This window comes from Corynebacterium sp. 21KM1197 (assembly GCF_033783015.1).
Lineage (GTDB): Bacteria > Actinomycetota > Actinomycetes > Mycobacteriales > Mycobacteriaceae > Corynebacterium.
The window spans coordinates 1350619-1363727 of sequence record NZ_CP123907.1 but is presented as its reverse complement, the minus strand read 5'-3'; the positions used below and the strand labels follow the sequence as shown (position 1 = coordinate 1363727).

The 13109-nt window shown below is 67.7% G+C and carries 11 protein-coding genes; 6 read left to right on the top strand and 5 right to left on the bottom strand.

Features of this window, described 5'->3' with window-relative positions:
• Positions 1–35: 35 nt before the first annotated feature.
• Positions 36–1367, bottom strand: coding sequence for a DUF349 domain-containing protein (locus tag OLW90_RS06630; RefSeq protein WP_413464525.1), 1332 nt, complete (start codon positions 1365–1367; stop codon positions 36–38).
• A gap of 115 nt (positions 1368–1482) precedes the next feature.
• On the opposite strand from OLW90_RS06630, the gene OLW90_RS06625 reads away from it, so the two are divergent.
• The 3 genes from OLW90_RS06625 to dapF are packed head-to-tail and all read left to right on the top strand — an operon-like array spanning position 1483 to position 3823.
• Positions 1483–2094 carry a hypothetical protein gene (locus OLW90_RS06625; protein WP_319649304.1) on the top strand — a complete coding sequence of 204 codons (612 nt, stop codon included), beginning with the start codon at positions 1483–1485 and terminating at the stop codon, positions 2092–2094.
• Positions 2091–3014, top strand: a complete 924-nt coding sequence (miaA, locus tag OLW90_RS06620) for a tRNA (adenosine(37)-N6)-dimethylallyltransferase MiaA (RefSeq protein ID WP_319649303.1) — start codon at positions 2091–2093, stop codon at positions 3012–3014. Before OLW90_RS06625 ends, miaA begins: the two co-directional genes overlap by 4 nt.
• Positions 3015–3028: 14 nt before the next feature.
• A complete protein-coding gene (gene dapF / locus OLW90_RS06615) occupies positions 3029–3823 on the top strand; it encodes a diaminopimelate epimerase (RefSeq protein ID WP_319651841.1) in 795 nt (264 codons plus the stop codon).
• Positions 3824–3827: 4 nt separating this feature from the next.
• On the opposite strand, the gene OLW90_RS06610 is transcribed toward dapF, so the two are convergent.
• Positions 3828–4574 (bottom strand): hypothetical protein, encoded by a 747-nt coding sequence (locus OLW90_RS06610; protein WP_319649302.1) that lies wholly within the window; start codon positions 4572–4574, stop codon positions 3828–3830.
• Between the two features lie 47 nt (positions 4575–4621).
• On the opposite strand from OLW90_RS06610, the gene hflX reads away from it, so the two are divergent.
• The gene (hflX, locus tag OLW90_RS06605) at positions 4622–6142 is read left to right on the top strand and encodes a GTPase HflX (protein WP_319649301.1); all 1521 of its coding nucleotides are present in this window, start codon (positions 4622–4624) and stop codon (positions 6140–6142) included.
• Between the two features lie 132 nt (positions 6143–6274).
• Positions 6275–7558, top strand: a complete 1284-nt coding sequence (locus tag OLW90_RS06600; protein ID WP_319649300.1) for a uracil-xanthine permease family protein — start codon at positions 6275–6277, stop codon at positions 7556–7558.
• A 100-nt stretch (positions 7559–7658) separates the two neighbouring features.
• On the opposite strand, the gene OLW90_RS06595 is transcribed toward OLW90_RS06600, so the two are convergent.
• From OLW90_RS06595 to OLW90_RS06585, 3 genes are all read right to left on the bottom strand, one after another.
• On the bottom strand, positions 7659–7928 hold the full coding sequence (locus OLW90_RS06595) for an HPr family phosphocarrier protein (RefSeq protein ID WP_152820840.1): 270 nt from the start codon (positions 7926–7928) through the stop codon (positions 7659–7661).
• A 138-nt stretch (positions 7929–8066) separates the two neighbouring features.
• Complete coding sequence (locus OLW90_RS06590) at positions 8067–10166, bottom strand: fructose-specific PTS transporter subunit EIIC (protein ID WP_319649299.1); 2100 nt, start codon at positions 10164–10166, stop codon at positions 8067–8069.
• Positions 10167–10215: 49 nt separating this feature from the next.
• Complete coding sequence (locus OLW90_RS06585) at positions 10216–11193, bottom strand: 1-phosphofructokinase family hexose kinase (protein WP_319649297.1); 978 nt, start codon at positions 11191–11193, stop codon at positions 10216–10218.
• A gap of 215 nt (positions 11194–11408) precedes the next feature.
• On the opposite strand from OLW90_RS06585, the gene ptsP reads away from it, so the two are divergent.
• Complete coding sequence (gene ptsP, locus OLW90_RS06580; protein ID WP_319649296.1) at positions 11409–13109, top strand: phosphoenolpyruvate--protein phosphotransferase; 1701 nt, start codon at positions 11409–11411, stop codon at positions 13107–13109.

Genomic DNA, 13109 nt, shown 5'->3' with positions numbered 1-13109 from the left:
GGATCGGGTTTTATCATTGGGGCCGGGAGCCGACCTTAGCGGTTTTCCACGGCCTGCGCTGCGGTGTTGGCCCACTCGGCCCACTGTGCGGCCTGGGCGCGCAGTTTTTCGGCCTGCTTGGCGTTGCCCTTGGCCTCCGCCTGCTCGGCTTGGGCGGTGAACTCGTCCACCTTGGCTTGGAACTGCGCGGCGCGGGCCTGGGCGGCGGGATCGGTGCGCCGCCACTTGCTTTCGGCGGCCTCCTTCACGGAGCGCTCCAGAGAGGCGATCTTATCCTCATACTCGCGCACCTTGCCCCGGGGCACGTAGCCGATCTGCTCCCACTTTTCCTGCAACTCGGCCAGTTTGTCGCGGGCGGCCTCCAGGTTCTCCTCGGGCTTAATCAGGGGCCGGTACTCGTCCAACAGGGCGTCCTTGGCGGCGGCGTTATCGGCGTATTCGCGGTCGCGGGCGTTGTTGGCGGCGGTGCGGGCGTCAAAGAAGTGATCCTGGGCGCCGCGGAACTGCTCCCAGAGGGCGTCGTCCGCCTCGCGGGGGGCGCGGCCGATGGTCTTCCATTCCTTCATTAGGTCGCGGAAGGCGCGGGCCGTCTCGCCCCAGTCGGTGGAATCCTGCAAGGCCTGGGCGCGCTCCACCAGTTCCTCCTTGGCACGCTTGGCCTGGGCGCGGGCGCGGTCGAGGTCGGCAAAGTGGGAGCCGCGGCGGCGGTTAAAGGAATCGCGGGCGCGCGAGTAGCGCTTCCACAACTTATCGTCGGTTTTGCGGTCCACCCCGTGAATGGTCTTCCATTCCTCCAGGATGGCGTGAATCCGATCCCCGGCCGCCTTCCACTCGGTGGAGTTCGCGGCGATCTCCTCGGCCTCGGCGGCCAGTTTTTCCTTGGCGGCGATGGCCTCAGCGCGGCGTCGCTGCTTCTCCTGGGCCACCTGGGCCTGGGCGGTATCGGTATCCGCGATGATGCCCACCAGGCGGGTATCGAGGGAATCGAGGTCACCGATCACGGCGGCGGTGTCGAGCTGGGCGCGCACCTCCTTGGCCTGGGTGCGGATCGCCTCGGCGTCCTCGGGGTGGAGGCGCAGGCGCGATTCCAGCAGGGAGACCTCGGTGGAGAGGTCATCAAAGCGGGCACCGAAGTGGGCCAGGCCCTCCTCGGGGGTACCGGCCTTGTACTGACTAATGCGGCGTTCCCCGTCGCCGGTGCGCACCCAGGCGGTGCCATCGGCTTCCACGCGCCCCCACTGCGCGGGATTATTGGGCGCGGGCTGGGCGGCGGGAGCCTTGGCCGCGGCCTTGGGGCCGGGGGTTGGCTTTTTCCTTGCCAATTGCGCCGGGCTGGGGGCGGGTTGGGGGGTCATATCAGAAAGCACATCCTTATCGGTTGAGTTCTCACGCCGCGCTGAGCGCGACCGTCGCACATCGCACCTATCAAATGTACAGGCCCGCGCCTTGCGCGTCATGATGTACCCATTAACCTTATTCCCCGTGACTGCTCAACTCTTGGTGATGCCCGGAAGCCCAGCCCTCATCGCTGCGTTGGCCCCCCGCGATGAGGCGGGCCAACGGCTGCGCGCCCTGGCCCAGCGCAGCGCGGAGAAGTACGCAGGCATGCCCATTCACCTGGTGGGCAGCCGCGATAAGCGGTGGTTTACCGCCCACGCGGGGAGCCTCCGTGCCTGGGGTGCGCCGCAGGAGCGGGTGAGCGAGGGGCATTACCTCCCGGAGCTGGTGATGCGGCATGTGCTGGGCCCCCGGGCGAACGTGGTGCAGGTGCGGGATCGAATCCACGCCCCGGAGGAGGGCGTGCTCACGGTGGTGGCGGTGGACGGCTCGGCCGGGCTCACCCCGCGTGCCCCGCTTTCGCTTATCGACGCCGCTTCCCAGGCCGATCAATGGTGCCGTGACCTGCTGGCGGGCCGCCTGGAGGGAGGCGAGCCCGACCCCGATCTCGCCTCCTGGTTGGGCGGGGCCGGGGTGATCGAGCAGGAACTGTGGTGCGAACTCGCGGCCCTGCGCCCCACTCGCGCGCACCTGGTGGACGTGGACGCCACCGCCGGGGTGGGCCGCTACGTGGCCGAGTGGGAGTGGGAGGCGTGATCGCCCCTGCCTCGATCGCTCCTACCCCGATCGCGGTGGTGGGGCCCACGGCGTCGGGAAAGTCCGCCCTGGGGCTGGCGCTGGCGCACCACCTGGGCGGGGAGATCGTGAATGTGGATTCCATGCAGTTGTATAGGGGCATGGATATTGGCACGGCCAAACTCAGCGTGACGGAGCGCGAGGGAATACCGCACCACCAATTAGACGTGTGGGAGGTAACGGAAACGGCCTCGGTGGCGCGGTATCAGCGCGCGGCGGTGGCCGATGTGGAGGCCCTGCGCGAGCGGGGCGTCACCCCGATTCTGGTGGGGGGCTCCATGCTGTATGCGCAGTCCCTGCTCGATGATTGGCAGTTTCCCCCCACCGACCCCGAGGTGCGGCAGAAATGGCAGGATCGCCTGGACGCCGTCGGCGTGGCGGCCCTGCACGCGGAGTTAGCGCGGCGCGATCCCCAGGCGGCGGAGATCATCGAGGACCAGGATCCCCGCCGCACCGTGCGCGCCCTGGAGGTCATCGAAATCACGGGCAAGCCCTACCAGGCCAGCCAGCCGCCGATCGGCGCGCCGCCGCGCTGGAATACTCGAATCATCGGACTGGAAACCACGCCTGAGTGGCTCAACCCGCGCATTGCGCGGCGCACCGAGGCGATGTTTGAGGCGGGCCTGGTGGCTGAGGTGGAGGAACTGGTGGCTAGCAACGGGCTGCGGCGCGATTCCACGGCGGGCCGGGCCATCGGATACGCGCAGGTGCTGGCCGCCCTGGCTGGGGAGATGAGCTGGGAGGAGGCTCGGGAGCGCACCACCACGGGCACGCGGCGCTACGTACGCAGGCAACGAGCCTGGTTCCGCCGCGATCCCCGGATCCATTGGATTGACGCCGCCGGTGATACCCGCGCCCAGGCGCTAGAGTGGCTGGAGTGAACACGGAAACGGAACTGTTGTACGCCAAGGGCCACGGAACGGGCAATGACTTCCTCATCATTCCCGATGAGCACGGGGAGAGAGATCTCACCCCGGAGCGCGTGGCTCGCCTGGCGGATAGGCACAAGGGGCTGGGGGCGGATGGAATCCTGCGGGTGGTGCGTCGGGAGAGCCTGTGGTTTATGGATTATCGCAACGCGGACGGCTCCATAGCGGAGATGTGCGGCAACGGCGTGCGGGTGTTTGCCCACTGGCTCTATTCCCGGGGCCTGGTGGATTCCGCCGCGTTCACGGTGGATACCCGGGCCGGGCACCGCGCGGTGGAGGTACACGAGGCCACCGATCGGCGCGCAATAGTCTCTGTGGACATGGGGCCGGTGCGCGTGGAGGGGCTTTCCACCGCGCGCATGGGGGAGCAGTCCTTTGCCGGACTGGGCATCAACGTGGGCAACCCGCACCTGGCGGCCGTGATCCCCGGCCTGGACGCGCAGGGCCTCGCCGCCTGGCCGCTGCGCCAGCCGGAGTGGGATCGGGAGTTCTTCCCCCAGGGCGTCAATGTGGAGGTGCTCACGCCGCTGGCCGAGGGCGCGGTGGACATGCGCGTGTGGGAGCGCGGAGTGGGGGAGACCCTTTCCTGCGGCACCGGCACCGTGGCGGCGGCCACCGCGGCGCTTGCCGACGCCGGACACGCCACCGGGGAGGTCACCGTGCGGGTTCCCGGCGGCGAGGTGACCGTGACCATCGGAGAGGATACCGCCACGCTCACCGGCCCCTCGGAGATCGTGGCCACGGGAACCACCTGGCTCTAGGCGGTTAGTGGCCGCCGCAGCCGCAGGAGCCCCCGCCCCCGCCGCAGCAACCCCCGCCGATGGGGGCTTTGATGGAGGCCACCAGCATGATCGTCCCGGCGATGACCTCATCGCGTTGGGGCAACTCGGGGGCGTCCGGTAGGCAGACGTCAAAGGGGAAGGGGCCGTCCACAGTGGCGTGGATAAAGCGCTGCCCGGTGAGTTCCGCCGTGCGGTATTCCGCCTCTAGTACCCGCGCGGAGAACTCCGCGGAGGCGTCGGGAGCCGTGGTGCCGGTGCCCGCGGCCACGCTTTGTGCCCCTTCGGAGAGGATCATGCCCAGGACGTTGCCGGTGGCGTTCTCATACTCCACCGCTGAGGGGTACACGGTGGTATCAATGCCCAGGGCGGTCACGGCGAGCGGCTGGAACTGCTGCTGGCCATCTTCTGCCAGCAGCGGCCCCTGGGCGAGGTTGCAGGTGACGGTGGTCAGGGCGTTGCCCAGCGGATCGACGATCTCGCAGAGCGCCACCACGTCCGTCAGCATGTCCACGTGGGCGTAGGTCTGGGTGACGGACTCAAAGCCCGCGAAGGTGGCAAAGGGCTCCACCGCGAGGATATTGATCTGGGCCCCGGAGCGATCCGCGAACTGAATCAATTGGCCCCCGCGCACCTCCCCGGTTACCGAGAGCGCATTGGAGGCGATGGCCGCCTCCACCGCGTCCTGCCACGTTGAAAAACCCAGGCCGATGCTTTTGAGATCCGTGCTCATGGCACAAACTCTAGTCCCCCTCCCGGAGTGTGGGACAATGGGCGGCGATGAACAACCCAATGGATTCCACCGATTCTTGCCCCGAGTCCCACGAGGAACTCCTGGCCCAGGCCTTTCGCGGTAGCGTGACCCCGGAGGGGGCGTCGGTAAGCACCGATGAACCCACGGTGGGTGACCTTGACCTCTCCGAGCGCAACTCCCTGCGCCGGGTGAACCGCCAGACCACCATTCACGCCGAGGAACAGGCCGATGGCTACGAGGTGGAGTACCGCAAACTGCGCCTGGAACGGGTGATCCTGGTGGGGGTGTGGACGCAGGGCACCCTCGCGGAGGTGGAGGCCACCATGAACGAGCTGGCGGCGCTCGCGGAAACCGCCGGCGCCGAGGTGGTGGACATGCTCTATCAGCGCCGCGATAAGCCGGATTCCGGCACCTACGTGGGCTCCGGCAAGGTGGAGGAACTGCGCGATATTGTGGCCGCCACCGGGGCGGACACCGTGATCTGCGATGGTGAACTCAATCCGGGGCAGCTCGTGGCCCTGGAAAACGCCCTGAACACCAAGGTCATCGACCGCACCATGCTGATCCTGGACATCTTTGCCCAGCACGCCAAGTCCAAGGAAGGCAAGGCGCAGGTATCCCTGGCACAGATGGAATACCTCATCACCCGCGTGCGCGGTTGGGGTGGCAACCTCTCCCGCCAGGCGGGCGGGCGCGCCGGGTCCAACGGCGGCGTGGGCCTGCGCGGCCCCGGTGAAACCAAGATCGAGGCGGATCGACGCCGCCTGCGCGCGGACATGGCGCGCCTGCGCAAGGAACTCGCGGCGATGAAAACCTCGCGCGAGGTCAAGCGCTCGCGCCGCAGCGCCTCGCTCACGCCGAAGATCGCCATCGCGGGGTACACCAACGCCGGAAAGTCCTCCCTCATCAACGCGCTCACCGGCGCGGGCGTGCTGGTGGAGGACGCGCTTTTTGCCACCCTGGACCCCACCACCCGCAAGGCGCAACTGGCCGACGGCCGCTCCATCATCTTCACCGACACCGTGGGCTTCGTGCGGCACCTGCCCACGCAATTGGTGGAGGCCTTCAAATCCACCCTGGAGGAGGTGCTAGAGGCAGACCTCATGCTGCACGTGGTGGACGGCTCCGATCCCTTTCCCCTCAAGCAGATCCAGGCCGTCAATCACGTGATCGCGGACATCGTGCGGGAAACCGGGGCGCAGGCCCCGCCCGAGGTGATCGTGGTGAACAAGACGGACATCGCGGACCCCCTGGCGCTGGCGGAGCTGCGGCACGTGATCGAGGACGTAGTGTTCGTCTCCGCCGCCACCGGGGAGGGGATAGGCGAGCTGGAATCGCGCATCGAACTCTTCCTTAACACCCTGGATAAGCACGTGATCTTGGAGATCCCCTTTACCCGGGGCGAGGTGGTCTCCCGAGTACACGAGTTTGGCACGGTGCTTGACGAGCAATACACGGATACCGGCACCCGGATCGACGTGCGCCTGCCGCGCCGCCTGGCCGAGGAACTGGGGGAGTTCGCGGTGGAGGGTGCCTCCGAGGGGTAGACGCGTAGAACGGTCGGCGCAGGAACAGTCGCTGAGGTGAATTATTCCGGGGCTTAAGCCTCGTATAATCCCTACGTACAGCATTTCTGGCAGATAGGTTCCGCTCATGCTCTCCGTTAAGGAACAACCGTGATGAGGTGGGCCGTCCACGGCGACGGCAAGAAGATTCTCCCCGGGCAGGTGGTGGCGCCCGAGGAACGCCTGGATTGGCCGCGCACCATCGGCATAGGCATGCAGCACGTCATCGCCATGTTCGGGGCCACCCTGCTGGTGCCCACCCTCACGGGCTTCCCCGTGAACACCACCCTGCTCTTTTCCGGGCTGGGCACCATGCTCTTTCTCCTCATCACCGCCAATCGGCTGCCCAGTTATCTGGGCAGTTCCTTTGCTTTCATCGCCCCGCTGGCGGCCACCCAGGGCGAGGGAATCTCGGTGCAACTCGGCGGCGTGGTGGTGGCGGGTCTGGCGCTCGTGGTGGTGGGGCTGGTGGTCAAGGCCGCCGGGCGCGGCGTGCTCGACGCCGCCATGCCGCCCGCCGTCACCGGAGCGATTGTGGCGCTCATCGGCCTGAACCTCGCGCCCACCGCCGCGCGCAACTTTGAGTCCCAGCCGCTCGTGGCCGCCGTGACCCTGGTGAGCATTCTGCTGCTCACCGTGGCGGGCCGGGGCATGGTGGCGCGCCTGGGAATCCTCGGTGGGGTGCTCATCGGTTGGATCTTTGCCGCCATCACAGGCAACCTCACCGAGGGAGCGCGCGAGGCTATTGCGCAGGCCGCCTGGGTGGGCGTGCCGCAGTTTCATACCCCGGAATTTAGGCTCTCCGCGATCCTGGTGACCCTGCCGGTGGTGATCGTCCTCATCGCGGAGAACGTGGGCCACGTCAAGGCCGTCTCCGCCATGACGGGACGCAACCTCGACGATCGCGCCGGGGACGCCCTGCTTGCCGACGGCCTCGCCACCACCCTCGCCGGGGGCTTCGGCGGCTCGGGCACCACCACCTACGCGGAAAACGTGGGCGTGATGGCCGCCACCAGGGTGTATTCCACCGCGGCCTACTGGGTGGCGGCGCTCACGGCCGTGGCGTTGGCCTTCATTCCTAAGTTTGGCGCGCTGATCTTCAGTATCCCCGCCGGGGTCCTGGGCGGGGCAACCCTGGTGCTCTACGGGCTGATCGGCATGCTGGGCGTGCGGATCTGGCAGGACAATAAGGTGAACTTCAACCACCCGGTGAATCTCACCGCTGCGGCGGTGGCCCTGGTGGCGGGGGTCGGCAACCTCACCCTGCACGTGGGCCCGGTGGAACTGGAAGGTATCGCCTGGGGTTCGGCCGGAATCATGGTGGGGTACCCGGTGCTGATGTGGCTGTATCGTCGCGTGGGCGAGGGCGACGGAAGCGGTGCGGCGGCTAGAAACTAGCCGGAAAATAGCCGAGAACTCGAAAAACGCCCGTGGCCGGTATTCACCGCCGACGGGCGCTTGTTCTTTCCCCTAGCTTTATGCCAGGAGCAGAGGGGGATTACTCGGAATCCAGGTCCTTCTCGATGAGGGCCGCGATCTTCTCCACGGCCTCGGCGTTCTCCGAGGTCACGGTCACCTGATCGCCCTTTTCCGCGCCCAGGGCCATAATCATCAGGGAGGAGGCGGCGTCGGTCTCGTCGTCCTCGTCGCCGCCCACCAGGGTGAGGAAGATGTCCTCGTCGTAATCGCCAGCGGCATCGGCAATGATGGAGGCCGGGCGGGCGTGCAGACCCACAGCGGAACCAACGGTGACGGTCTTAGAGGCCATGATTGTCCTTTCTTCCACGCCGGTGGCGTGGTGGGAATAGTAAAAATGCTCGATCTTGTATTTTAGGCGCGCTGAGGCGGCGGTGCCAGGTTCGCGGCCTATTCCCCGGCTGTCCTCGTCGGAAAGCCAGGGGGCGTTCTACGCGGAGGGCGCGGCTGCTGCCGCTGGCGCCTCGGATGCTTCCGTGGTGGCCGCCTGCACGGCCTTGTTGGGCCACAGTTGCTTCAGGGCGAGTACCGCCAGGGTGGACACCGCGATACCGGCGGCCAGGGAAAGCACCCAGGCCAGGGCCGGGGAGATAACCGGAAGCACAAAGATACCGCCGTGCGGGGCGCTGGCGGTCACGCCGAGGGCCATGCTCAGCGCGCCGGTGACCGCGCCACCGGCCATCATGGAGGGGATCACGCGCAGCGGATCGGCGGCGGCGAAGGGGATCGCGCCCTCGGAGACGAAGGAGAGTCCCAGCAGCCAGGAGGACTTGCCGTTTTCCCGCTCGGCGGGGGTAAATAGGCGACCGCGGATAAAGGTGGCCAGGGAAAGCGCGATGGGCGGCACCATGCCGGCGGCCATCACGGCGGCCATGATCTTCATGGAGGAATCGTCGCCGGTGGAAAGGCCTGCGGTGGCAAAGAGGTAGGCCGCCTTGTTCACCGGGCCGCCGAGGTCAAAGCACATCATCAGGCCAAGGATCACGCCGAGCAGCACGGCGGAGGAACCGGACATGGAGTTCAGCCAGTTCTGCAAGCCGGTCATGACGGCCTCCAGGGGCTTGCCCAGCACCAGGAACATCGCCAGGCCCACGATCATGGAGGTCAGCAGCGGAATAATCACCACCGGCATGAGCGAGGCCACCCAACGCGGCACCTTCAAGGAGCCGAGCCACATGGCGATGAATCCGGCGAGGATACCCGTGACCAGGCCACCGATGAAGCCCGCGCCAAGCATCACGGACAGCGCGCCGCCCACAAAGCCGGGGGCGATACCGGGGCGATTGGCCAGGGCGTAGGCGATGTAACCGGACAGTGCGGCCACCACGAAGCTCATTGCCGCCTGGCCGGTGGCAAAGAGGATGGCCGCCAGGTAAAGCCCTAGGCCTGAGCGGTCAAAGGCCACCAACTGTCCGCCGATCACGGCGACGTCCTCGGGCAGGTTGCTCAGGGAATAGTGGGTGACCAGCACCTGCCAGTAATCGCCCACCTGGCGGCCGCCAAGCAGGTACCCCAGCGCCAGCAGCAGCCCACCGGCGGCCACGAAGGGCACCATGTAGGAAACGCCGGTCATCACGGCCTGCTGGATGCGCTTGCCCCAGCTCAGGCCCGAGCCCTCCACCGGGGCTTCGGAGTCGCTTGCAGGCGCTTCGCCTCCGGCCACTCGCCGCGCGCGGGGATTCGCCGCGGCGGCCACCGCCTCGTCGAGCATGGTGCCCGGCTCGTTGATCGCGCGCTTTACGCCGGACTCAATCACCGGTTTGCCCGCAAAGCGCTCGCGGTCCTTGACACCGACGTCGGTGGCAAAGATAACGGCGTCGGCCGCCTCGATGGTGGCGGCGGGCAGCGGGGTGACGGCGGAGGAGCCCTGGGGTTCCACGGCGAACTCGATGTCCGGGCGGGCCTCGGCGGTCTGGGTGAGGGCGTCGGCCGCCATGTAGGTGTGCGCGATGCCGGTGGGGCAGGCGGTGATGGCCACCACGCGGGTGACCTTGGCCTCCTCATCGGCCTTATTGGCAGCGGCGGTTGCCTCGGCTGCGGGGGTAGCCTCCGGGGCGGGCTTCTTTTTCTTCGGCGCGGCATTGACCACGCCGGTGACCAGTTCCACGATCTCCTCGGGAGTGGTGGCCCCGCGCAGCCCCTCCAGGAAGTCCTTGCGCACCAGGGCTCGGGCGAGCTTGGAGAGGATCTTGAGGTGTTCCTTGCCCCCGCCCTCCGGGGCGGCGATGAGGAACACCAGGGAGGCATCCCCGTCCGGGCCGGAGAAGTCCACCGGGCGGCGGAGGCGAGCAAAGGCGAGGGTGGGTTCGGTGACCGCTGCGGAGCGGCAGTGCGGAATGGCCACGCCGCCGGGAACGCCCGTGCCGGATTTCTCCTCGCGGGCGCGGGCGTCGCTGGCGAGCAGGGCGGCGTCGGTAGCCCGCCCGGCGGCGGCCACGAGCCCCGCCAGGTTTTCGATGACGGCGGCGGGTTCACCGCCGTAATCCACGTCGAGGCCGACGAGGTCGGCGGTGATGATGGGAGAGGACATCGGTTTTCCTTTCTTTCTTGCTATACCGAGTGCTGCTTTCCAGCGCGGCTCAAGCGTGGTCGATGGCGCTAATCTGAGTCTTTTCCATGTCTACCTGCTCGGGGCGGGGCAGGGTAGTGCCGGGTAGGGCTGCGGCGGCGCTGCCGTAGGCCACGGCCTGGCGCAGGCACTGCTCGGGAGCGTTCCCGTTCGTGGCGGCCAGGAGATAGCCGGCCAGGGAACTATCCCCGGCGCCCACGGTGGATACCACCGTGGTGGGCGGGGGCGTGGCCTTCCACGCGCCCTGGGCGGTGACGAGGACGGCACCGGCGCCGCCCAGGGTGACCAGCACGGACTCCACCCCGCGCGCCACGATGGAACGGGCGGCCTCCACCACGGGCAGATAGTCTCCGGCCTCGGCCTGGTGCTCCAGGTGCAGGCCATCGCAGCCCACCAACTGCCCCAATTCCAGCCCATTGGGCTTGATGAGGTGGGGAGCGGCGCGCTCAAAGCTTTCTCCCAGGGCGATCATGGCGGCGTCCGAGGTATCCACGGCCACGCGGGCCCCGGGAACCTCCGCGCGCAGGTGGGCCACCAGTTCCCCGTACCAGCCGGTGGGCAGACCCGGGGGCAGGGAGCCGGAAAGAGCGATCCACGCGGCGTTGTGCTGCCGGGCGGTGCGCACGAGGGTATCGAGCAGGAGATCGCGCACCTCCGCGCTGATGAGCGGGCCGGGGCCGTTGAGCTTGGTGGTGGTGCCATCGGGCTGGGTGATGGTGGTATTGGTGCGCACCCGCTCCTGCATGGCAATGGCGAGGTGCGGAATGGACTCCTGAGTGGCGAGTTCGACGAAAGGATCGGTGCTTGCCGCCGGAAAGAGAGCGAGGGTGGGCCGCTGCGCGAGGTGGATGGCGTGGGCCACATTGACGCCCTTGCCGCCGGCTACGTGATCGAGGGCGCTGAGCCGGTGAACGGAGCCGGGGGAGAGGGGTTCGGGGAGCGTCAGGGTGGCATCGACGCTGGGGTTGGGGGTGAGCGTGAGTATCACGGGGTTCCTTGGGTCTATCGTTGGGCCGGGCCATTGGGAGATGAACGTCACTATTGATGTCTGATTATGTCTTAATCCTTTCGCTTGGTGCCCGAAAAGTCAAGAGGTCTTATGTCTGGTTGGGGGAGATATGTGGCTTATGCGATGTTTGCTCGGGCAAGTTTCGGGCAGGTTGCTGTGGCGTGGTGTCCGTAACCCCGGCTAGAGTGGTGCGCATGACCGAAGGCTCTGGAAACAATGCTTCTGCTCACCTCACCGCAAAGGGCACCGGCGTGGTTGCGGGTATCGCCTACGCGGACGTGGTGTGGGTGCGTCCCCGCCCCGAACTTCCCACCGGCGGCACCACGATTCCCGAGGAAGAACGGGAGGCGGAGTACGAGAAGTTTGTCGCGGCGGCCGACGCCGTGGCGGAGCGTCTCGACGCCCGCGCTAACAGCGCCGAGGGCCCCGCCGCCGAGGTGTTGGGGGCTACCGCCGGAATGGTGCGCGATCGGGGTTGGCGCAAGACCGTGCGTAAAAATATCCGATCGGGCATGGACGCCGCCTTTGCCACGGTGGAGGCCACCGCCAAGTTCGTGGCCATGTTCAACGCGGCGGGCGGCGTGATGGCGGAGCGCACCACCGACCTGCGCGATATTCGAGATCGCGTGATCGCGCAGTTGCGCGGCGAGGAGGAGCCCGGCCTGCCCGCCATCGAGGGTGAGGTTATTCTCTTTGCCGATGATCTTTCCCCGGCCGATACCGCCGCCCTGGATATCGAGCATTATCGCGGACTGGTTACGGAACTCGGCGGGCCCACCAGCCACACGGCGATCATCGCCCGCCAGCTCAATCTGCCCTGCATCGTGGCCGCCGGGACCTCGATCCGCGACTTTGCCGCGGGCACCAAGGTGCTTATCGACGGCTCCGTGGGCACCGTGAGCAGCGGCGCGGACCCGGAGGAGGCGGCGCGCATGGTGCAGGAATCCCAGGAGCGCGCCGCCAAGATCGCCCAGTGGACGGGCCCCGCCAGCACCAAGGACGAGCACCGGGTGCAATTGCTCGCCAACGTCCAAGACGCCAACGCCGCGCGCATTGCCGCCGATACCCAGGCGGAGGGCATTGGCCTCTACCGTACGGAGATGAGTTTCCTCTCCGCCACGGAGGAACCCTCGGTGGACGAGCAGGCGGCCCTGTACGGCAAGGTCTTTGCCGCCTTCCCGGAGTCCAAGGTCGTGGTGCGCACCCTGGACGCGGGCTCGGATAAGCCCATCGCCTACGCCAATATGAGCGAGGAGGAGAACCCGGCCCTGGGCGTGCGCGGCCTGCGCATTGCCCGGGATAACGAGGCCCTGCTTACCCGCCAGCTCGATGCCATCGCCCAGGCCGCGCAGGGGCGCGGCGATCAGGCCCCCACCTGGGTCATGGCGCCGATGGTCTCCACGGCGCGGGAGGCCGAGTGGTTTGCCTCCCTGTGCAAGGAGCGCGGGCTCACCCCGGGCGCGATGATCGAGGTGCCCGCCGCCGCGCTCATGGCGGATAAGATCATGCCGCACCTGGACTTCGTCTCCATCGGCACCAATGACCTCACCCAGTACACGATGGCTGCCGATCGCCTTTCTTCCCAGTTGGCGTATTTGACCGATCCCTGGCAACCCGCCGTGCTGCGCCTTATCCAGCACACCTGCGTGGTGGGGCGCGATACGAATACTGCCGTGGGTGTGTGCGGCGAGGCCGCCGCCGATCCGCTCCTGGCCTGCGTGCTCACCGGCCTGGGCGTGAACTCGCTTTCTGCCGCCTCCACAGCCGTGGCGGGAGTGGGCGCGCAACTCGCGGAGGTAACCCTGGAGGAGTGCGAGGCCGCCGCAGCGGCGGCCCTGGCCTCCGAGGGGGCCTCGGAGGCGCGCGACGCCGTGCGCGCGATCCTGGCGGTATAG

Coding starts and splice junctions, on each gene's coding strand:
- OLW90_RS06600 (WP_319649300.1), top strand. CDS start 6,275: ATGAGGTGGGCCGTCCACGGCGACGGCAAGAAGATTCTCCCCGGGCAG.
- OLW90_RS06595 (WP_152820840.1), bottom strand. CDS start 7,928: ATGGCCTCTAAGACCGTCACCGTTGGTTCCGCTGTGGGTCTGCACGCC.
- OLW90_RS06610 (WP_319649302.1), bottom strand. CDS start 4,574: ATGAGCACGGATCTCAAAAGCATCGGCCTGGGTTTTTCAACGTGGCAG.
- ptsP (WP_319649296.1), top strand. CDS start 11,409: ATGACCGAAGGCTCTGGAAACAATGCTTCTGCTCACCTCACCGCAAAG.
- hflX (WP_319649301.1), top strand. CDS start 4,622: ATGAACAACCCAATGGATTCCACCGATTCTTGCCCCGAGTCCCACGAG.
- OLW90_RS06590 (WP_319649299.1), bottom strand. CDS start 10,166: ATGTCCTCTCCCATCATCACCGCCGACCTCGTCGGCCTCGACGTGGAT.